Annotated in this window: 14 protein-coding genes; 2 read left to right on the forward strand and 12 right to left on the reverse strand. The window is 52.8% G+C overall.

Annotated elements, in window-relative coordinates; genetic code table 11:
• Positions 1-137: 137 nt before the first annotated feature.
• The 7 genes from Q2J39_RS03600 to Q2J39_RS03630 all read right to left on the reverse strand — a co-directional run bounded on the left by Q2J39_RS03600 (position 138) and on the right by Q2J39_RS03630 (position 10,497).
• On the reverse strand, positions 138-1,052 hold the full coding sequence (locus tag Q2J39_RS03600; RefSeq protein WP_288339140.1) for a dihydroorotate dehydrogenase: 915 nt from the start codon (positions 1,050-1,052) through the stop codon (positions 138-140).
• Positions 1,052-1,786, reverse strand: coding sequence for a dihydroorotate dehydrogenase electron transfer subunit (locus Q2J39_RS03605; protein WP_230266910.1), 735 nt, complete (start codon positions 1,784-1,786; stop codon positions 1,052-1,054). The genes Q2J39_RS03600 and Q2J39_RS03605 overlap by 1 nt, the downstream gene beginning before the upstream one ends.
• Before the next feature lie 2 nt (positions 1,787-1,788).
• A complete protein-coding gene (carB, locus tag Q2J39_RS03610) occupies positions 1,789-5,001 on the reverse strand; it encodes a carbamoyl-phosphate synthase large subunit (protein ID WP_230266911.1) in 3,213 nt (1,070 codons plus the stop codon).
• A complete protein-coding gene (gene carA, locus Q2J39_RS03615; RefSeq protein WP_230266912.1) occupies positions 4,994-6,085 on the reverse strand; it encodes a glutamine-hydrolyzing carbamoyl-phosphate synthase small subunit in 1,092 nt (363 codons plus the stop codon). Before carA ends, carB begins: the two co-directional genes overlap by 8 nt.
• A gap of 36 nt (positions 6,086-6,121) precedes the next feature.
• Positions 6,122-7,435 (reverse strand): dihydroorotase, encoded by a 1,314-nt coding sequence (locus Q2J39_RS03620; RefSeq protein WP_288339141.1) that lies wholly within the window; start codon positions 7,433-7,435, stop codon positions 6,122-6,124.
• 117 nt (positions 7,436-7,552) lie between these two features.
• Entirely contained in the window at positions 7,553-8,461 is a 909-nt protein-coding gene (locus Q2J39_RS03625; RefSeq protein ID WP_230266914.1) for an aspartate carbamoyltransferase catalytic subunit, read from the reverse strand.
• A 983-nt stretch (positions 8,462-9,444) separates the two neighbouring features.
• Positions 9,445-10,497, reverse strand: coding sequence for a DNA/RNA non-specific endonuclease (locus Q2J39_RS03630; protein ID WP_288339142.1), 1,053 nt, complete (start codon positions 10,495-10,497; stop codon positions 9,445-9,447).
• Positions 10,498-10,880: 383 nt separating this feature from the next.
• Between Q2J39_RS03630 and Q2J39_RS03635 the strand changes: the two genes are divergently transcribed.
• Both Q2J39_RS03635 and Q2J39_RS03640 read left to right on the forward strand, forming a co-directional pair.
• A complete protein-coding gene (locus Q2J39_RS03635; RefSeq protein ID WP_230266916.1) occupies positions 10,881-11,336 on the forward strand; it encodes a CBS domain-containing protein in 456 nt (151 codons plus the stop codon).
• Between the two features lie 270 nt (positions 11,337-11,606).
• Positions 11,607-12,779: a hemolysin family protein gene (locus Q2J39_RS03640; RefSeq protein WP_300968114.1), complete on the forward strand. Its 1,173-nt coding sequence runs from the start codon at positions 11,607-11,609 to the stop codon at positions 12,777-12,779.
• 187 nt (positions 12,780-12,966) lie between these two features.
• On the opposite strand, the gene Q2J39_RS03645 is transcribed toward Q2J39_RS03640, so the two are convergent.
• From Q2J39_RS03645 to Q2J39_RS03665, 5 genes are all read right to left on the reverse strand, one after another.
• A complete protein-coding gene (locus tag Q2J39_RS03645; RefSeq protein WP_230266919.1) occupies positions 12,967-14,361 on the reverse strand; it encodes an MATE family efflux transporter in 1,395 nt (464 codons plus the stop codon).
• A gap of 247 nt (positions 14,362-14,608) precedes the next feature.
• A complete protein-coding gene (locus tag Q2J39_RS03650; protein ID WP_230266920.1) occupies positions 14,609-15,241 on the reverse strand; it encodes a glucose-6-phosphate isomerase family protein in 633 nt (210 codons plus the stop codon).
• Positions 15,242-15,509: 268 nt separating this feature from the next.
• Entirely contained in the window at positions 15,510-16,064 is a 555-nt protein-coding gene (locus tag Q2J39_RS03655; protein WP_288339143.1) for a class I SAM-dependent methyltransferase, read from the reverse strand.
• A gap of 137 nt (positions 16,065-16,201) precedes the next feature.
• Positions 16,202-17,152, reverse strand: a complete 951-nt coding sequence (gene rmuC / locus Q2J39_RS03660) for a DNA recombination protein RmuC (RefSeq protein ID WP_230266922.1) — start codon at positions 17,150-17,152, stop codon at positions 16,202-16,204.
• Positions 17,153-17,402: 250 nt separating this feature from the next.
• Positions 17,403-18,806, reverse strand: a complete 1,404-nt coding sequence (locus Q2J39_RS03665) for a CCA tRNA nucleotidyltransferase (protein ID WP_288339144.1) — start codon at positions 18,804-18,806, stop codon at positions 17,403-17,405.
• Positions 18,807-19,058 lie beyond the last annotated feature (252 nt).

Genomic DNA, 19,058 nt, shown 5'->3' on the forward strand with positions numbered 1-19,058 from the left:
CGATCGCCTTTACTGTATCGAATCCTGTCTGAAAATGACAAAGAATCCAGCTTTCGTACGAAAAAGGGCTTTTCTTCTCTTCGTTTCGCCTCAAAAAAGAAGCCGGCAGTCGACCGGCTTCTTCGTTTTTAAAAGACTTAGTTTTTCGGAAGCGCTTTGCCAATGGCTTCCTTGACCGAGTTCAGACGGTATTTGGCCAGAGCGGCAGGAAGTTCATCGATAATGCGCGGGCATGCCCACGGATCGACCAGATTTTCGCTGCCGATTTCCACAGCGCTTGCGCCTGCGTACAGGAATTCCAGAACATCTTCGGCGCATGTAATGCCGCCGCAGCCGATGATTGGAATGTTTACAGCCTGTGCACAAAGGTAGACCGCACGGATGGCGATCGGCTTAATCGCCGGTCCGGAAAGACCGCCTGTGACGTTGCCAAGCAGCGGTTTTGCGGTGCGCAGATCGATGCGCATCGCCGGAACGGTATTGATCAGAACGATACCGTCAGCACCGGCCTGTTCCACCGCCTGCGCGATTTTCGTGATATCCGTTACGTTTGGCGAAAGCTTCACGTAAACCGGCTTGTCGGCAACGGCCTTCGCCATACGGGTGACTTCCGCAGCCAGTTCGGGATTGGTACCGATGGCCATGCCGCCGGCGGAAACGTTCGGGCAGGAGATGTTCAGCTCAAACGCCTTGATAACGTCCATGCCGCGCAGCTGTTCAATGACCAGCGCGTAGTCCTGCAGACTTGCGCCCGCCACGTTGGCGATGACTTCGGTATCAAACTGTTCCAGAAACGGAAGTTCGCGGGCTTTGACGAATTCCACGCCTCGGTTCTGCAGACCGATGGCGTTGATCATGCCCGACGGAGCTTCCGCGATGCGCGGCAGAGGATTGCCGGCGCGGGGATCGGGCGTAATGCTTTTGACGCAGCAGCCGCCCAGAAGGCTCAGATCGTAAATCATCGAAAATTCACGGCCAAAGCCGAAGGTTCCCGAGGCAGGAATAACCGGGTTTTTCAGGTTCAGACCTGGAAGCTGTACAGAAAGATCCATTACAGTACCACCTTTCCAATCGGGAATACGGGTCCGTTCTTGCAGACGCGAACCTGCATGCCGTTGCGATCCGTCATGACGCAGCCGTTGCATACGCCAAAACCGCAGCCCATGCGGGCTTCTAACGATACATAGCCTTTGGTGTAGGCATTGCTGACGGCGCGCAGCATCGGAAGCGGGCCGCACGAGAGGACAAAATCCGTCTCGATGCCCTTAGCGCGAACGCCGTCCAGAACGGTGCCCTTAATGCCGGCACTGCCGTCCATCGTGCAGATGACGGGCGAAATGCCCAGATGCTCAAATTCATCGACGTAGAAGACATCGCCGGCACTGTTAAAGCCCAGAACGACATCCACTTTAGCGCCTTTTTCAAGATAGGCTTTTGCGGTATACAGCATTGGAGGCGTTCCGACGCCGCCGCCCAGGATCAGAACTTCTTTCTGATCCGTGATCGGAAAACCGGTTCCCAGCGGACCGAGCAGCGAAAGGCAGGTGCCCGGTTCCATCGTCGACATTTTGTCGGTTCCATTTCCCATGATTTTGTAAACCAGCGTCAGGCGGTCTTCTTCCACCCACGATACGGAGATCGGGCGGCGAAGAAAGTAGCCGGGCAGCGCCACATCCACAAACTGGCCCGGTTTGGCCAGCGCGGCGAGGTCGGTTTTCAGAACCATTTTGTAAACCGAATCGGCGATGGGGGTATTGTTAAGGATTTCTGCGTTGGATTGTTTCATGTTTATTTCCCCATTTCGTTCATGGAAATCATCGAGAAGGAAAGGGATTCAAGAACTTTGAGAAGCGCGTTGGCGGTATCGAGGGACGTCATGCAGAAAATGTTATTTTCCGAAGCCACGCGGCGGATGATAAATCCGTCGTCCTCGTTTTTGCGCGAATGACGGCTCATCGTGTTCACTACGAAGTTGACGCGGCCGTTTCGGATGACATCCACAACCGATTCCACATCGCCGCCCTGATTTTCAATCTTGGCAGCGTCGTGAACGAACAGGCCATGTTCGCGCAGGAAGCGAGCCGTACCCGGGGTGGCGTAAATGCCGTAACCGATCGTCGCAAAACGCTTAGCCAGCGGCAGTGCGTCTTCCTTGTCCGCATCCGCAATCGTCAGCAGGACGTTGCCGTGCGGAGAAACTTTGATACCAGCGGCAACCAGGGCTTTATACAGCGCCTTTTCAAGGTTGATATCGGAGCCTAACGCTTCACCGGTCGATTTCATTTCCGGTCCAAGAACGGTGTCTACGCTGCGCAGCTTGGCAAAGGAGAAGACTGGTGCCTTGACGAAGACGCGGTGCGCGTCTTCCGGACGATAGCCAGGTTCATAGCCCTGTTCGCGCAGGGAGTGGCCAAGTACCGCCATCGTCGCCGCATGGGACATCGGCGTACCGGTAATCTTGGACAGGAACGGAACGGTTCTTGAAGATCTCGGATTGACTTCGAGAACATACACCTGATCATTATGATCAACAATAAACTGAATGTTGTACAGTCCGATGAATCCGAAACCTTGACCGATCCGGATGGCGTAGTCAATAATAGTACTTTTTACTTCGTCGCTGATCGTCTGGGGCGGATAGACCGAAATGGAGTCGCCGGAATGGACGCCGGCGCGTTCGATATGTTCCATGATGCCCGGCAGATAGACGTCTTTTCCATCGGCGATGCCATCGATTTCCAGCTCCTTGCCGACGATGTACTTGTCGACCAGAATCGGAGCGTCATGGGAAATTTCCTTAACCGCGTTGCCCATGTATTTCACGAGTTCATCGTCATCGTGAACGATTTCCATAGCGCGGCCGCCCAGTACGTAGGACGGACGAACGAGAACCGGATAGCCGATGCGCTTGGCGATGTCGAGCGCTTCTTCAACGGTAACCGCGGTTTCGCCCTGCGGCTGCGGGATATCAAGCTTTTTAAGCATCGCTTCAAATTCATGACGGTCTTCCGCAAGGTCAATGCTCTTGAGCGACGTACCGAGAATCTTGACGCCGTGTTCGGCAAGGGAAGCTGCCAGGTTGATGGCCGTCTGGCCGCCGAACTGAACGATGACGCCTTCCGGTTTTTCGAGATCGATGACTTCCATGACATCTTCGGTCGTCAGCGGTTCGAAATACAGCTTGTCGGAAATCGAGAAGTCGGTCGATACCGTTTCCGGGTTGTTGTTGATAATGATGGCTTCATAGCCGGCCGAACGCAGCGATTCGACGCAGTGTACGGTCGCGTAGTCAAACTCGACACCCTGACCGATACGGATCGGGCCGGAACCGAGAACGATGATTTTCTTATTGTCGGAAGGAATGCTTTCGTTTTCCTGCTCATACGTCGAGTAGAAGTACGGGGTGGCGGAAGTAAATTCGCCGGCGCAGGTGTCAACCATTTTGTAAACCGGAACGATGCCATTGGCGTGACGCAGGTCATACAGTTCCTTTTCCGGCACGTTCCAGGCTCTGGCGATGTAGGAATCGGAGAAGCCGTTTTGCTTGAGGATGGCGAGCGTTTCGACATCCATCGGTTTTGCCATCATCAGGGATTCGAGGTTGATGATGCGCTCGAGATGCCACAGGAAGAACGGGTCGATCTTCGTCATATCGTGAAGTTCTTCAATCGTGCCACCGTCGCGCAGCCATTTGCCCAGCGCGTACATGCGCAGATCGCTCTTGCCTGTGATCAGCTTGGCGAGATCTTCCCTGGACAGTTCGTCAAGATCCTTTAAGTACAGATGATCGACTTTCATTTCCAGCGAACGTACGCCTTTGAGGAACGATTCCGCAAACGTACGGCCGATGGACATGACTTCACCAGTCGCCTTCATCTGCGTACCGAGGGTACGGTCGGCGTTCGGGAATTTGTCGAAGGGAAAACGCGGGAACTTGGAAACGATGTAGTCAATCGCCGGTTCGAAGCAGGCGTAGGACGATTTGGTAATCGGGTTGAGAATTTCATCGAGGGTCAGGCCGACTGCGAGTTTGGCCGAAATGCGCGCGATCGGATAGCCGGTGGCTTTGGACGCCAGCGCCGAAGAGCGGGATACACGCGGGTTAACCTCAATGACGTAGTACTTGAAGCTTTCCGGATCGAGGGCGAGCTGTACATTGCATCCGCCGCAGATTTTCAGGGCGCGGATGATTTTCAGCGAAGCTGAACGAAGCAGCTGGTTTTCGCGGTCGGTCAGCGTCTGTACCGGAGCGACAACGATGGAGTCGCCGGTATGAATGCCGACAGGATCCACGTTTTCCATGTTGCAGACCACGATCGCGTTGTCGTTGGTATCGCGCATAACTTCGTACTCGATTTCCTTGTAGCCGGCAATCGACTGCTCGATCAGGCACTGGTGAACTGGGGAAATTTTCAGACCGGCATCGCAGATGGTGCGCAGTTCTTCTTCATTGTCCGCAAATCCGCCGCCGGTTCCGCCCAGAGTGTAGGCCGGACGGACAACGACCGGGTAGCCGAGGGTTCTGCAGTATTCCACTGCCTGATCCACGGTGTGGACGATGTCGCTTTCCGGCACCGGTTCGTTAATTTCACGCATGAGCGAACGGAAGAGTTCGCGGTCTTCCGCCTTGTTGATGGCGGAAAGGTCGGTACCGAGGATTTCGACACCGTATTCATCGAGAATGCCGTCTTCCGCCAGTTCAACAACCAGGTTCAGACCAGTCTGGCCGCCGAGGGAGCCAAGAACGGCATCCGGGCGTTCCTTATAAATAATGCGTTTGGCAAAGTCGAGGGTAATCGGCTCGATGTACACCTGGTCGGCAACAACCGAGTCGGTCATGATGGTCGCCGGGTTGGAGTTGATCAGAATGACTTCATAGCCTTCTTCACGCAGCGACTGGCAGGCCTGTGTTCCTGCATAGTCGAATTCGGCAGCCTGGCCGATGACGATCGGGCCGGAGCCGATAACGAGAATTTTATGGATATCCGTACGTTTAGGCATTCTTCTTTTTCTCCTTTTCTTCTTCCATCAGCGCCATGAAGCGGTCAAACATTTTCTTGGAGTCGTTCGGGCCGGCATTGGCTTCGGGATGGAACTGAAGCGAGAAAACCGGGTATTCGGTATGCATCATGCCTTCGCAGGACTTGTCGTTCAGCGCGACATGCGTCATTTTCAGACCCGTTCCTTTCAGCGAGTCCTTATCGACCGCATAGCCATGGTTCTGGCTGGTAATTTCCACATGGCCGTCTTCGAGATCAACAACTGGATGGTTGCCGCCGCGATGGCCGAATTTCAGCTTGTAGGTTTTGGCACCGCAGGCCAGCGCGATCAGCTGATGGCCCAGGCAGATGCCGAAGATGGGTACTTTTCCGATCAGATTGCGGATCGTTTCAATCGATTCCGGCAGATCTTCCGGGTTTCCAGGACCGTTCGTGAGCATGACACCGTCCGGGCGGAAGTTCATGATCGTTTTCCAGTCGGTGTTATACGGAACAACGACGATGTCGCAGCCGCGCATCGACAGTTCGCGCACGATGCCCAGCTTGGCGCCAAAGTCCATCAGGATAACTTTCGGTCCGCGGTTTGGTACCGAGTAAAGCTTGGAGGAGCTTACGCGCTTTACCTGATCGTGCGGCAGTTCCGTTTCCTGCAGCGTTTTCACAATTGCGTCCACATCGGCGTCGACATTGGCCATCGTCGCGCGCATGGTGCCGTGTTCACGGATGCGGCGGGTCAGCGCGCGGGTATCCACTTCGCTGATGCCTGGGATATTTTCGTTTTTGCAGAACTGGTCGAGCGATTCGCAGGCGCGCCAGTTGGAGTAGTCGTCACAGAGATTTTTGACAACGAAACCGAACGCAGCCGGTTCAATGCTTTCCCAGTCGTCGCGGTTTACGCCGTAGTTTCCGATGAGGGGGTACGTCATCAGAATGATCTGACCGCAGTAGGAGTTGTCCGTAAGGATCTCCTGGTAGCCGGTCATTGAGGTGTTGAAAACAAGCTCGCCGATCTGGAAATTGTCGGAGCCGAAGCCCTTGCCTTTCCAGACGCTGCCGTCTTCAAGAATCAGCAGTCTGTCTTCCATATTTATTTATCCTTTCTATTTATTTGTCCTCTCTATTTATTTATCCTTTCTGGTCCATACCGGGCGGCCTTCCGACCACGTCTGCATGACGCACACATTCGCTGTCCAGCCGCCAAACGGCGTATTTTTCCCTTTCGATTCAAAATCGGCGGGGTCAATGGTGTAGGTTCGATCAAAATCCGCCAGGAAGAAATCCGGGCGATAGCCTTCGCGCAGCTCGCCGGTCTTTTCCAGACCGAAGCGCTTCGCGGGCTTTGCGGCCATCCACTCCAGCAGCTGTTTCAGACTCCAGCGTTTCTGGCGGTCCACAAACTCGGTGTACAGCAGCGGGAAGGCGGTTTCGAGAGCAACGATGCCAAAGGGCGCCTTGTCCATCGGCCGCGTTTTTTCTTCCATCGTATGCGGGGCATGGTCGTTAGCGATGAAATCCAGCGTTCCATCTTCCAGCCCTTCAATCAGCGCCATGCGATCTTCATGCGAACGCAGGGGCGGATTCATTTTTTCCATCGCATCCTGAACGTCCCTGTCTTCCAGGAGCAGATGATGCGCAGTCACTTCGGCGGTGCAGTTGACGTCGTCGCGCTTGGCCTGCCGCAGTGCTTCCACGCTTTCTTTTGCGGAAATGTGATCCGCATGGTAAGCCACCGGAATCTGGCGTGCATAGCCGAGATCGCGAATGAGCTGGGCGCTTTCACAGGCGCTCGGAATACCGATCCAGCCATTCTTTTTCGCGTACGGACCTTCATGCACCGAAGCGCCCGGCGCGCGATAGTTCATGTCTTCGGTATGGCAGGAAAAGAGCACATCGGCTTCCACTGCCTTTTTCATGGCTTCCTGCATGACATCGCCGCTCGCTACGCCGACGCCGTCATCCGAAAACTGATGAATGCCGAGTTTTTTCAGCGCCGCATAGTCGGTCGGCGTCCTGCCGGCTTCATCGTCGGTGATTGTTCCAAACGGAATCACGCGTACAACGGCATCGTTCGCGATTTTTTCCAGATACGGTTCCATCGTCTCTACAGTTGATGGATACGGGCGAAGGTTTGGCATCGCGAAGATCGTCGTAAAGCCGCCGGCAGCCGCCGCCCGGCTTCCCGCGGCAATCGTTTCCTTGGCTTCGTAGCCTGGTTCGCGCAGATGCACGTGGGTATCAACCAGACCGGGCAGTACAGCCAGGCCCTTGGCATCGATAATTTCCACATCGTCATCGACTTCAATTTCTGGCGCGATCTGAAGGATTTTTTCCTGATCAAACAACATTTCCAGATTCTGAAGCGAACCGTCATAAAAGATGCGGGCGTTCTTGATCTTGATGGGGTGAAGCCCGGAAAATGCGGGTTTCGTGTTCACAGAGATTTCCTCCTTTATTCGGGTTTCTCTTATTTATCGTAGATTTAACGGAAGGCTCCGTCTTATCTTTCCTGGATTCGTAAGTGTTTCTGGCCGGTTTCGCCGGCTTTTTATGGCTCAGGCCTTGCTTCGGCCAAAAGGCTCGAAGCCGAGAGCACGGCGGACAACCGCCTTGCGGACGAGGACCCCGTTTTTCATCTGCTGGAAAATGCGGCTGCGGCTGCATTCCACCAGATCGGTATCAATTTCCACGCCGCGATTGACCGGCGCCGGATGCATGATGATCGCATGATCCTTCATGCGCTTTTCCCGTTCTTTCGTCAGGCCGTAGCGGCTGAGGTATTCCTCGTCGCTCAGGCTTTCGAGGCGGGCGCCGCGTTCACGCTGAATGCGCAGCAGGATGAGGACGTCAGCCCATTCAATGTTTTCGTCCAGATCCACAAACGGGTAGCCTTCGCGTTCCCATTCTTTCGGTCCCGCAAAGCGGACTGTCGAGCCGAAGCGTTCGAGGGCTTCCTTGTCGCTGGCCGCAACGCGGGAGTGAGCGACATCGCCGCAGATGAGCACGTTGAGGTGATCAAGGCGGCCAAATTCGTTGTAAATCGTGAGCAGATCGAGCAGGCACTGTGTCGGGTGATTGCCCTTGCCGTCTCCGGCATTGATGATGGGAACTTCAATATTTTCCAGTTCGCGGAAATATTCGTCCTGGGCGCTCCGGATGACCAGAACACCGTAGCCGAGCGCCTCAAAAGTGCGCACGGTATCGTAAAGCGTTTCCCCCTTTGTCAGCGAAGACGATTCGGGGTTGAAGTCGGCGGCCTGCAGTCCAAGCTGGTATTCCGCGCTTTCAAATGAGTAGTGTGTACGAGTCGAAGGCTCAAAAAAAAGATTAGCAGTAAGTTTCCTGGATGAAACAGGAACCTGCCAATCTGATTGAGAACTATAAAAAACCTTCGCATCATTGAGAATATCGAGGATATCCTGATTGGATAAATCCTTCATAGTGAGAAGCGACTTTGGATTCATTCACTTACCTCCCTGATGTCCAGATCCATGGTGATGATCAATTTGATCTTTTGGATTATAGCGCAAGTCCCCGCAGGATGACAAACAAATTTCAAGCGTCGTACCCTGCAGGAATTTTTCCCCTCCGGATTGCACCATTTCCCTTCTTTTGGATCATTTTCAGAATGTATCTCTTCGAATTAGGAACTATACCATGCGCAGTAAAAAAGAAAAATCAGACGATCCGCGTCAGGCAAACGGAAAATGGTATAGGGGCAAGCAGAGCCAAAAGCGTAGATACAGATCGACAAAAGTAAAAAAACGAGATTTCCACTTTACATAAAGCATATACACCCATTTTACCCTAAAAAAACTGTCAAAGATTCGATGGCGACGCGAGTCTTTGCAGGAATTTTCCGCCCTTGGACTGCACCGCTTTCTTTCTTCCAGGCCATTTTCTGAATGGATCTCTTCGAATCCGGAACTCCACATTGCGCAGGAAAAGGGAAATCAGATGATCCGCGCCAGACAAACGGAGAATGGTATGCGGGAAAGCCAGAACAAAAAGTGCAGCTACAGATCGACAAAAGCCAAAAGCCCGATATCCGATTTACATAAAGTAAATACAGACTTTTTAGGCCAAAAAAACTGTCAAAGTTTCAATGGCTGCGCAAAGAAAAAACATCCTGCAGGAAAACAGAACCAAAATGTGTAGCTACAGATTTGCAAAAAAACTAAAAAGGATATTTTCGCTTTATATAAAGAAGATATAGACTTTTTTCACCTGAAAAACTGTCAAAGATTCAATTGCCATCCCAGTTCCTGCAGGAATATTCCGCCTCTGGACTTTGCCGTTTCCCTTCTTCTGCGCCATTTTCCGAATGGATCTCTTCGAATCCGAAACTATGTTCTGCGCAGTAAAAATGGAGTGCCGACCGGTTTTCGACACTCCGTTTTTCTGTTTCCTCATTTTTTCACGTTTTTTACTGCCGGACTGGGCGCACTTACGGGTTGCATCGTTTGCAGGGCTGATAGCCTTCCGCAATCAGCGCATCCCGGCTGGCAACGACGTCCTTGCGGTTTTTCGGTTTCATATCCGCGACGGACTTGCAGTCGGGGTGATGGAACTTATGCGTATTCGTATTGCAGACGTAGGACGCTTCGGCAGCCGGAGCCTGGGCGGGTGCCTGGGCATCGTCGCCAGAAGGAGCGGCCTGTTCCTGACCCGTTCCGCCGACGGCGATGGTTCCGTCCGCTTCATTAGATCCGTCAGCATAATTGATGGCCACACCCGGTTCGCGGTTGTACGCAAAGACGCAGAACTGCAGTCCCTTTCCGTCATCTTCGACAGATTTGGCTTCCATCAGGACACCCTGAGCAACCAGATCGTTTCCTTTGTAAATTGGGGTAACCCGGTACATGACGTGGTTTCCCGTCTGTTCAATATAGTCCCGGGCCTGTGTCTCATACGGAAGCATGCCTTTCGTATTCATCGTCCGGGTTCCGGTAATGAGGTTGCGCGGATTGGCGTTCTGACCGGAAAGCATGTAAGCCACCAGATGGCAGCGGTTGTACACATAGCCGTTTTCCACAAACGGATATTCCTTGTTTTCAAAACCGGTCGGATGCACGGACGAAATATCGCCGCGATCTTCCTCCGGCATGATTTCCTGACCTAAAGAGGCGTAGCCCATAGTCGCTCGGCCAAACGCATCCAGATCGAAGTAATGCTGGAAAGCCTGCGTCGTTTCTTCGTTTTCTTCAAAAAACGGGACGTTTTCATGAATGATTGCCACCGGATTTCCGGTATAGGGCGGAATGTCGTCCGCGGTAAAGTCGTAGCCAGGCGCGTACGGCTCGCTTTGACTGTCTGCCGCGGCCGTTTGCGAACTTTGCGAAGACAGACTGGACTCATTTTGCAGGGAAGACGTTTGCTGACTTTGCGAAATGGAAATCGAACTTTGCGACCGGCTTGCATCCTCGACGGAAGAAGCGCCGCATGCCGTCAGCAGCGGGATCAGAAGCAGCACAAGGGCGCGGTTTAAAATCCTGGACATCGTTCTCGCCCGTTTTCGCACTCTGTGCGAAAATCGATGCGCAGAAGAATTAAAGGGGTTCATCGTCTCAGTTTCCTTTCCGTAAAAGACCAGCCCCTTTTCCATCGCCAGAAAGCCCGAAAAATCCGCTTTGATTCCGATTATGGGAAGAGTGTGGTCTCTCTTTTTTCTCTCATTCGTCTATATTTTGGACCAGTTGTCAGAAATTTAGAATTATTCGGGCACAATTATCCGTTAAATAAGGCGATTTCGAATTTCGCCGAAATCGTCTCGTAAAATTTGGGGTCCTTTCTGACGTGTATGCGCTTTCGTCATCTTCACATATTTAGGCGCTAATCCTTTGAAATCTCTTTTTTAGAATGATTTTGGAAATGAGGAATTCCATGAACAATAACATTATTTTCTATCTCACCTTTAAAAAAGATCTTGTCTTCTTCTACGAGAATCTTCCGCTTCGCGAAGCCCTCGAACTGATGTACAAACACGGCTATACCGCCATTCCGGTCATCGGTCTGGACGGTACATACGTCGGCACCGTCAGCGAAGGCGACTTCCTGTGGTTCATCCTGCAGAAAGGCGCGGATGCAAAGACGCTCGAATCCTATACAGTAACCGACCTGATTCGCGACGACTTCATGCCGCCCGTCAACATCAGCGTTTCCATTGACGACATTCTGGAAACCGCCCTCCACCAGAACTTCGTTCCCGTCGTCGATGATCGCAGCATCTTCATCGGCATCATCACCCGGCAGACGCTGCTGCGCGCCCTGGGTTCTTCCTCTTTGCAGCCTTCGCTTGCCGCGATGCCAAATTCGGAAAACGCCTCAACGCGCATCTAGCGGCGCGATCCGAAACCTGTTTTATCGTATTGCTTTTCTCCCTTGTTTTCTTTGCCTGCTTTTTCGGGAAGCAGGCATTTTTTTCTGCCCGGACGCGCAAAATGACGCATCTTTCCAGCTTTTTCTGAGCGCTCTGTGCGCCCGTTTTCAAAAAACCGGTGCATGGTATAATCAGTTCACCTTTCGAGGGAACAACACTTTTTTTAACAGGAAAAAATCGACTTTCAAAATCGTATTTTTCCATACAATCTTCTGTTTAAAATTCTGGAAATGGAGCTGATGTTCTTGGTGTATATAAGTCTGTCCATTCTTTCGTTTGCGGCAGCCCTCTTTTTTCTGACTCTGACCATGCAGCCGGCAGATGACGCCCGCTATACGGCCATGGATCTCTTTCTCGCTCTGCTCTTTCAAGTGCTCAGCGCCTGGCTGCTCGTCCAGCTGCCTGCGGTAGCGGCGGTGCTCAACGGCCCGGCTTCCTTCTGGATTCTCATGGCGATCGAACTGATACTTGGTCTGATCTGGGTGCATCTTTCCAAACGCATTCACTTTTCTTCCGCCAGCATGAATTCCCTGCAGAAACCGCTGCTCAAGCTGTTTTTCTGGCTGCCGGAAGAAGCCGCGGACAGCGACGATGAACTCGTCCGTCTGATTGAGGCTTCCTCGGTTCCGGAAATGGAAGAACAGCGCGAAGTACTCGAAAACGCGCTCGATCTCAACGACACGTCGCTCGATGAAATCTGTACCCACCGTTCCGATATGGTGTGCCTGTCCATGAAGGAAGATCCGTCCAAGTGGAAGCAGATCATCATGGCTAACCGGCATACGTTTTATCCGATCACCAACGAAAGCGACGACGATATCGTCGGCGTGCTCGATACCCGCGATTATTTCCGTCTGAACGGCTGGGGCAAGAAAACCATTCTCGATCACACTGTCGACAAGCCGCTGTTCGTTGCCGAAAGCAATACCGCCGATGAGCTGCTGCGCATGATGAAGCAGCGCCACACGTACATCGCCATCGTTCTCGACGAATACGGCGGTGTCGTTGGTCTGGTCACCCTGCACGACATTATCGAAGAGCTCTTCGGCGATCTGTCCGAAGAGGAAGAAAAGCGGCAGGCGGATATCGTCCGGCTTCCGCGCGGCGTCTGGCGCATTAACGGCGAAGCCGATCTGGACGATGTGTCCAAGGCGCTGGGCATGGACCTGCACCTTGATGATTTTGAAACGTTCTCCGGCTACGTGCTCGGCTCCATGGGCTACATTCCCGAAGACGGCAGCCAGCTTGAAACCCGCATCGGACCGCTGTCCATTCAGATCCGGCGCATTCAGGGACACCGCATTCGTCAGGCGCTCGTCAAAGTCGAAGATGAACCGAAGGGAAATCCCGCGCCAGAAAGCACTCCAACTGGAACCGCAAAGTCGGGCTCAGCCAGACACTGAGCGCTCCAAACGCGGAAGCCAAAGGCAGGACAGTCCTCACCATTTTGAAAAAGAAAAAAACAAATGGTCTTTTCCAGTCGCCGAATCGGGCGAGAGGAAAAGACCATTTTTGCGTAGTATTGAATTTTCAAAGACTCCGGCAGAACTCTGGAAAGAGGAAAACCTTCCGAAAGTGAGAGCTCTGTGCCTAAAACCGGTTTTCGATGACGCCTTCCTTGAGCTGCTTCATCTGCTTCCATGAGCGAAGCACGAGAATAAACGCGAGCAGAGCGGAAAGCAGATCGGCGATCGGCTGGGAAACGACCAGTCCTTCAATTCCCCACATCAAAGAAAAGACGAAGGCGAGCGGAATGAAGAAAATGATCGTGCGGGAGAGGGAGACAAACACCCCTTTGCCCGGCTGGCCGATGGCCGCAAAATACGTCGAACTGAGCGACTGAACGCCCTGGATGCAGATGCCCATCAGGTATACGCGAAGCATGATCACACCAAAGCGGACGTACAGTTCATCGCCGGTTCCAAACAGAAGAATGAGCGGTCTGGGAAAGCACTGAAACAGCACTTCGACAAGCGTTCCTAAAACGACGACCGAAATCAGACCCTTGACCATGCATTCCTTCACGCGCCCATACTGCGCGGCGCCATAGTTGTAGCCGACAATCGGCTGAAGGCCCTGCGCAATGCCGACAATGACGGAAATGAAGAGGCCGTTAAGCTTGAAGGCCACACCGCTGGCCGCGATTGGAATATTGGCGCCGTAAACGGACAGGGACCCGTAGTACTTGAACATGTTGGTCAGAAAAATCTGAACCACAAGAACCGCCGCCTGGTTGAGCGCTGAAGCCATACCCAGGTTGCAGATTTTCTTCAGCGGCGCCATGCGGATTTTGAAGCTGTCCGCATTCATATGCACATGCTTGAAGCGCGGCAGATAAAAGAGTGCGATGACAAAGCTCACGATCTGGCCGATAATCGTCGCCCACGCCGCACCGGCCATGCCCCAGTGAAAGACGAAAATGAAAATCGGGTCCAGGATGCAGTTGACAATAGCGCCGACCACCATGAAAAACATGGAAAAGGAAGGCGAACCGTCCGCCCGGCAAAGCTGGGAAATGCCGTTGCTGACAATGAGAAAGGGCATGCCAAGCAAAATGACGCGGGAGTATTCGAGCGCGTAGCCGTAGTTTTCCGGGGTGGCGCCAAAGACCGGCAGCAGAGCCGTAATGCTCAGCTCGCCAAGAACCAGATAAATCAGCCCGCTTAAAAACATGAAGCTGAGCGCCGTACCGGCCGTTCTTGCCGCCTCATCCGGACGTCCTTCGCCCAGCTGCAGCGAGTAGCAGGACGCGCCACCCACGCCTAAAAGCAGGGCGATTGCCAGACAGATGGTCGAAAGCGGAAAGACGACCGTCGTCGCGCCGTTGCCCAGATAGCCAAGACCCTGGCCGATAAAAATCTGGTCAACGATGTTGTAGAGCGAGCTCACCAGCATCGCGATGATGGACGGGAACGAATAGCGAAACAGCAGCTTCGAAATTTTCTCGGTGCCTAGTGGATTGCCGGCGGACAGTGTCTTTTCCATCGTGTACCTCCTGATCGTGCAAACGGACGAATTTCTCCGTTTTTGTCGGTGAACGCCTCCACGAAAACGTGCTGTAAAAAGGACAGGCGTCCATTTGTATACGAAAGGATAGCACACAATTATTTTCAGTACGGAAAAAAGTAAAATTTGGTGCCGTTTCGCTTAGTGGATTTTCCGCTCTCCTGCTGCGGTTTGCGGATGTTTTTTCGGCAAAAGAAAAAGTCCCGATTTCTCAGGACTTGAAATCCTACGACTTTAAAAAGGCGATAATGTCTTCTTCCTGGAGCGCGTCCACGGATTCCGGAGTATCTTCGACATCCACTTCAATGGCCAGTTCGCCGTTGTCGTCATAGACATGACAGGTGAAGGGATGTTCGTCGATTGAATCGAAATCGAAGCCGGCATTGCTCGGCAGACACTGCGAAAGCATCAGCGGTTCATCGCCGGTATTGATCAGGCGGCGTCCAATGTTCGACGGAATCTTGTGGAGACTGCCTTCTTCCAGTTCTTCGCACCAGCATTCGCCGTCGCGGCTGAGGAACATGACCAGACCGGTTCCTTTCATGCAGAGCAGATATTCTTCCGCATCCGGATTGACGTGAAAATGACCTTTCGTGCAGAAGTACTGGTCATCCACCTTGCCCGGATACAGGGTAATGTGCCCCCAGTTGAGATGGCCTTCGCCCGGCTCAGATTCCTTGACGATGTGCTCATAAATCTTAGTTTCCGGATCGAGGGTCGGATCTTTGCGGCGGAAGTAATCCGCGTCTTTATAGCGCATGACCATTTCGGTCAGATTGTTTCCATTCAGACGTTCCTGCCAGTGATGGGTCAGCTGTGACTTGGTGACCGCTACACGTTTGTGATTTGTATTATCCATATTCAGTACCTATTCCCGTTTCGCTGTATGACGCAGCGGCATTCAGGCTTGCCTGCAGCCTGTCCCCAGAACGCAAGGCGGGCTTCCCAACGGGAAACTTTGACAATCAGGCAAAGGGAAAGACTCGCGTTCGGATCATCTGTGCTGGAAAGCGGGGCTTCTTTCCGGTACTCAGGTTATAGCGCTTTTGGCACTTTTTTTCGTTTATTATGCTTATTATTATTATTGAATATTTTTGATATTAGTATCCTGATTAGATTATATTCCTTCAAACGTCCGGGCGGGATGCGGATTTTGAAAATCGTTTGATAACGCAAAGCAGAACGGGACAGGCTTCGCGATCGGGGCGCCGACACTCGAGCAGTTCGAGATCGTCACGTAAAAGAAGGCTTTCCATAACCGCTTTTCGTTCTTGATCGCCTGGCGCGAGCGGATAGAAAACCAGAGCCATCCGGCCTTTGGGCCGAAGCATATCTGCCGCCGCGTTCACGGCTTTTACAGAACTTTCTGGCAGAGTGGATACGCCGTGCAGACAATGGGGGTCATAGCCAAAATTGAAGATCACCGCATCGATCTGCCCTTCGTATTCAGAAAGGTCTTCTTTCATAAATTCGTGGGAATGCAGCCAGGCGGTAATGCGCGGACCAGTCATTTTTTCGCAGCTGGCCGCATAGAGCTCCGGCTGGACTTCATAGGCAAAGACATGCGCCGCACGATGATCAAGAAAAAAGCGGGAGTCCCGGCCCAGACCGAGCGTTGCGTCCACGCAGATCGCCTGCTCATGAAGGACGTCCAGAAGAAAGTCGTGTGCTAGTTCACTCATGGATTTCATGCTGGTAATGATCCCCTCCATTTCCTCGAATCACGCATTTTCCATTGTTTTATTTTGTTTTGCGATGGCTGCCTATGCCTTTGGAGCTATCTTCAAAATTAAGAATTCGTCGAAAGTGCAGTATCTTTTTAGTCTTCGCCGTCAAAATCGTAAAAGCTCTGATCGTCGCTGAACACCGGATCGGCGTTCTGCGAAATCTGCGCGAGCAGCTTTTCCGCGCTTTCCTGCAGAGCGGCCAGCTGTTTTTGTAAAAGGGCGCTCGTACGGCACGTCTTGCCGGCGTTTTCGCAAAGCATGGTGGCCTTGATTTCCAGCGAACGGACTTCCTTTTCGAACGCTTCCATATTGGCCGCGCGGTAGAAGCTGCGCGCCGATGCCTGCAGCGAGAAGACGACGCCGCAAAGCGTGGTCGGCGAAACCAGAAGCACATGGCGGGAGAGCGCGTACTGCTGCAGCATCGCTCCTTCCCCGCAAAGGTAGGCGTAAACCGCTTCGCTGGGGATAAAGAGGAGCGCTTCATCGAGCGTCTCTTCCGTGATGTATTTATCGGCTACATCGTCGATGTGTTTCTTTATATTCTTTCTGAATTCTTTTTCATAATACTCCGCCGATTCGGGTTCTTCACACATCCGCAGGTAATTTTCCATTGGAAATTTCGAGTCAATGCACAGAACCTGATCGGACTGCGGCATATGAAAGGCGCCGTCGCTGATGCGTCCGTTTTTCAGATGGTACTGCGTGCTATACAAATACGGACTGTCCCCAAGATACGTCCGTACGATGGATTCCAGCTGGTATTCGCCCCAGGTCCCGCGCCGTTTGGCGTTGGCCATGACCTGGGTAATGGAATGGACTTCATCCGCCAGATCTTCCGAGCGTTCGCGGGCAGAACTCGTATCGAGCCGTACCTGTTCCAGCTGGCTGCCCATGCGCCGCAGATGAATCTCCTTGTAGTCGCCGTCCTTTTCCACGATGTGATACAGATCGCTGACTGAATTCATCAGCGAATACACCGCGTAGCCGACCAGCGCCAGCAGCACGATCATGACAATCATTAAAGCCACAAGAAATCCGTTCATAATTTTCCCCTTTTTTCTTTTTAAATCTTTCCCGCATGGCCCGGGATTTTAAAATCCGGCCTGGACCATACAATCTGTACCCCATTTTAATAAATTCAGGCGCCTTTTTGAGGCGCCTGATTTCTTTCTTCATCCAGACGGTGTTCCTTAGCCATGAAATGACGCATGAACCGTCGTCCATTTTTACAAAACAAAAACCAAAACAAAGTGTCACAGAGCTTTACAGAGTGTTACAGAGCCTTGCAGTGCCTTACTTGCTCTTCTGGGCATTGCGTACGACTTTTTCTGCCGATCTGAGCAGGCGAAGCTGATCTTCTCGGGTTTCCCATTCAGGATGGAGAATGACCTGATGCAGCACTTCGAGAAGAACATCCCGGCGCTGACTGCCCTGGAGATGCGTCTGGGCAATGACGTCATCGCCGTTGATTTTCAGCTCGGCGATGGTAAAGGGATGCCTGTCCTTTTCCTGTTCAAAATAGGCGCGGAAGAGGTCAAGGCGTTCGCGTCGGTCCTTGGTCGCGTGCGCTTCAATGTCGGCTTCCTGCAAATCCATCAGCTTTTCAAACAGTGCCTTGGTATATCCTTTCTGGACCAGGATTCGATAGAGGCTCTGGTACGCGGGTCGAAAAAACGTATCGTGATCCGGGATCAGTTTCACCACGTCTTTCTGCAGCTGTTTTGGCAGCTTAAGACGGGAAAGAATGACTTTGGCGTGTCGGGCCGACGCCTGTTCGTGACCATGGAAATGGTCGCGGCCGTTTTCATCGTGGAAGCGCACATCCGGCTTGCCGCAGTCGTGCAGCAAAGCCGCCCAGAGCAGAACGGGATCGCGATGAGGCAAATAGCGCAGCACATCGATGGTATGCGTGAGCACCCCGCCGTAATGATACGGGGTACACTGCGGCGTACTGGCCATTACTTCCACTTCCGGAATCCAGGGTCGAAGCAGATCCGCCATCGGTTCGATCAGGCGTGGATCGTCGCGCAGAACCGTTTCGATCAGCGGCGCGACGCGCTCTGCAGCCAGTGTGGAAGAAAGAGCGCTTTTTTCATGAATGGCTTTGAGCGTGTTTTCTTCGATCGTGCCCTGAAGCCGGGCCGCGAAAGCCCAGGCGCGAAACATGCGAAGGGCATCTTCTTCAAAACGCACTTTCGGATCGCCGACCGCCCGGATCTGGCGTTTTTTCAAATCATCGATACCGCCGTACGGATCGATCAGCCCTTTTTCGGGATGATAGGCCATGGCGTTAATGGTAAAGTCGCGGCGAGCGAGATCTTCACGAATATCGCGGGTAAAGGAAACCGCGTCCGGATGGCGATGATCGCGATACGCCCCTTCTTTACGCATCGTCGTCACCTCGATCGGACAGCCGTCCTGCAAAACGGTAACGGTGCCATGTTCGATTCCCGTGGGAACGACGTGTTCGAAACGGGCCATCACCTGTTCGGGACGGAGTGTCGTCGTGATGTCATAATCGTTTGGCGCGATCCCGCGCAGGCTGTCGCGTACGCAGCCGCCGACCAGCCACGCTTCTTCGCCATTGGCGTTCAGCGTATCGAGTACCTTCTGGACCGGCTCAGGAATGGGCAGCTGAAAGAGGCATGCAGCCCCGGGATTGAGCGTGTCTTCTTTTTTTCCGATTTCTTTTTCCATATCGACGGCTCCTTTCTTCGTTTTCTGTATAGCTTTGCGCCCTAAATTTCTGACTTCACTTTATCATGCGGCTGTTTTCACTTTATCACGGGGGAATGCCCGTGACGATCTCTGCATTTTCGGTTTAAGCCGGAATAGCTGTACACCCTCCGGCGGCAGAAAAATCGTTCCGGAAAAGACGATTTGTCCTGCGCCCGGGCAATGCTGTTCACTTAAGCTTCACAAGCTCACTTACAAATCAGGTTAGTTCCT

Origin of the sequence: uncultured Allobaculum sp., from assembly GCF_948576815.1 — a bacterium.
Taxonomy (GTDB): Bacteria; Bacillota_I; Bacilli_A; order Erysipelotrichales; family Erysipelotrichaceae; genus Allobaculum; species Allobaculum fili.

Bases quoted from the DNA above. Each gene is read 5' to 3' on its own strand.
- Q2J39_RS03600 (WP_288339140.1), bottom strand. From the start codon at position 1,052: ATGGATCTTTCTGTACAGCTTCCAGGTCTGAACCTGAAAAACCCGGTT.
- Q2J39_RS03605 (WP_230266910.1), bottom strand. From the start codon at position 1,786: ATGAAACAATCCAACGCAGAAATCCTTAACAATACCCCCATCGCCGAT.
- carB (WP_230266911.1), bottom strand. From the start codon at position 5,001: ATGCCTAAACGTACGGATATCCATAAAATTCTCGTTATCGGCTCCGGC.
- carA (WP_230266912.1), bottom strand. From the start codon at position 6,085: ATGGAAGACAGACTGCTGATTCTTGAAGACGGCAGCGTCTGGAAAGGC.
- Q2J39_RS03625 (WP_230266914.1), bottom strand. From the start codon at position 8,461: ATGAATCCAAAGTCGCTTCTCACTATGAAGGATTTATCCAATCAGGAT.
- Q2J39_RS03630 (WP_288339142.1), bottom strand. From the start codon at position 10,497: ATGTCCAGGATTTTAAACCGCGCCCTTGTGCTGCTTCTGATCCCGCTG.
- Q2J39_RS03635 (WP_230266916.1), top strand. From the start codon at position 10,881: ATGAACAATAACATTATTTTCTATCTCACCTTTAAAAAAGATCTTGTC.
- Q2J39_RS03640 (WP_300968114.1), top strand. From the start codon at position 11,607: ATGGAGCTGATGTTCTTGGTGTATATAAGTCTGTCCATTCTTTCGTTT.
- Q2J39_RS03645 (WP_230266919.1), bottom strand. From the start codon at position 14,361: ATGGAAAAGACACTGTCCGCCGGCAATCCACTAGGCACCGAGAAAATT.
- Q2J39_RS03650 (WP_230266920.1), bottom strand. From the start codon at position 15,241: ATGGATAATACAAATCACAAACGTGTAGCGGTCACCAAGTCACAGCTG.
- Q2J39_RS03655 (WP_288339143.1), bottom strand. From the start codon at position 16,064: ATGAGTGAACTAGCACACGACTTTCTTCTGGACGTCCTTCATGAGCAG.
- rmuC (WP_230266922.1), bottom strand. From the start codon at position 17,152: ATGAACGGATTTCTTGTGGCTTTAATGATTGTCATGATCGTGCTGCTG.
- Q2J39_RS03665 (WP_288339144.1), bottom strand. From the start codon at position 18,806: ATGGAAAAAGAAATCGGAAAAAAAGAAGACACGCTCAATCCCGGGGCT.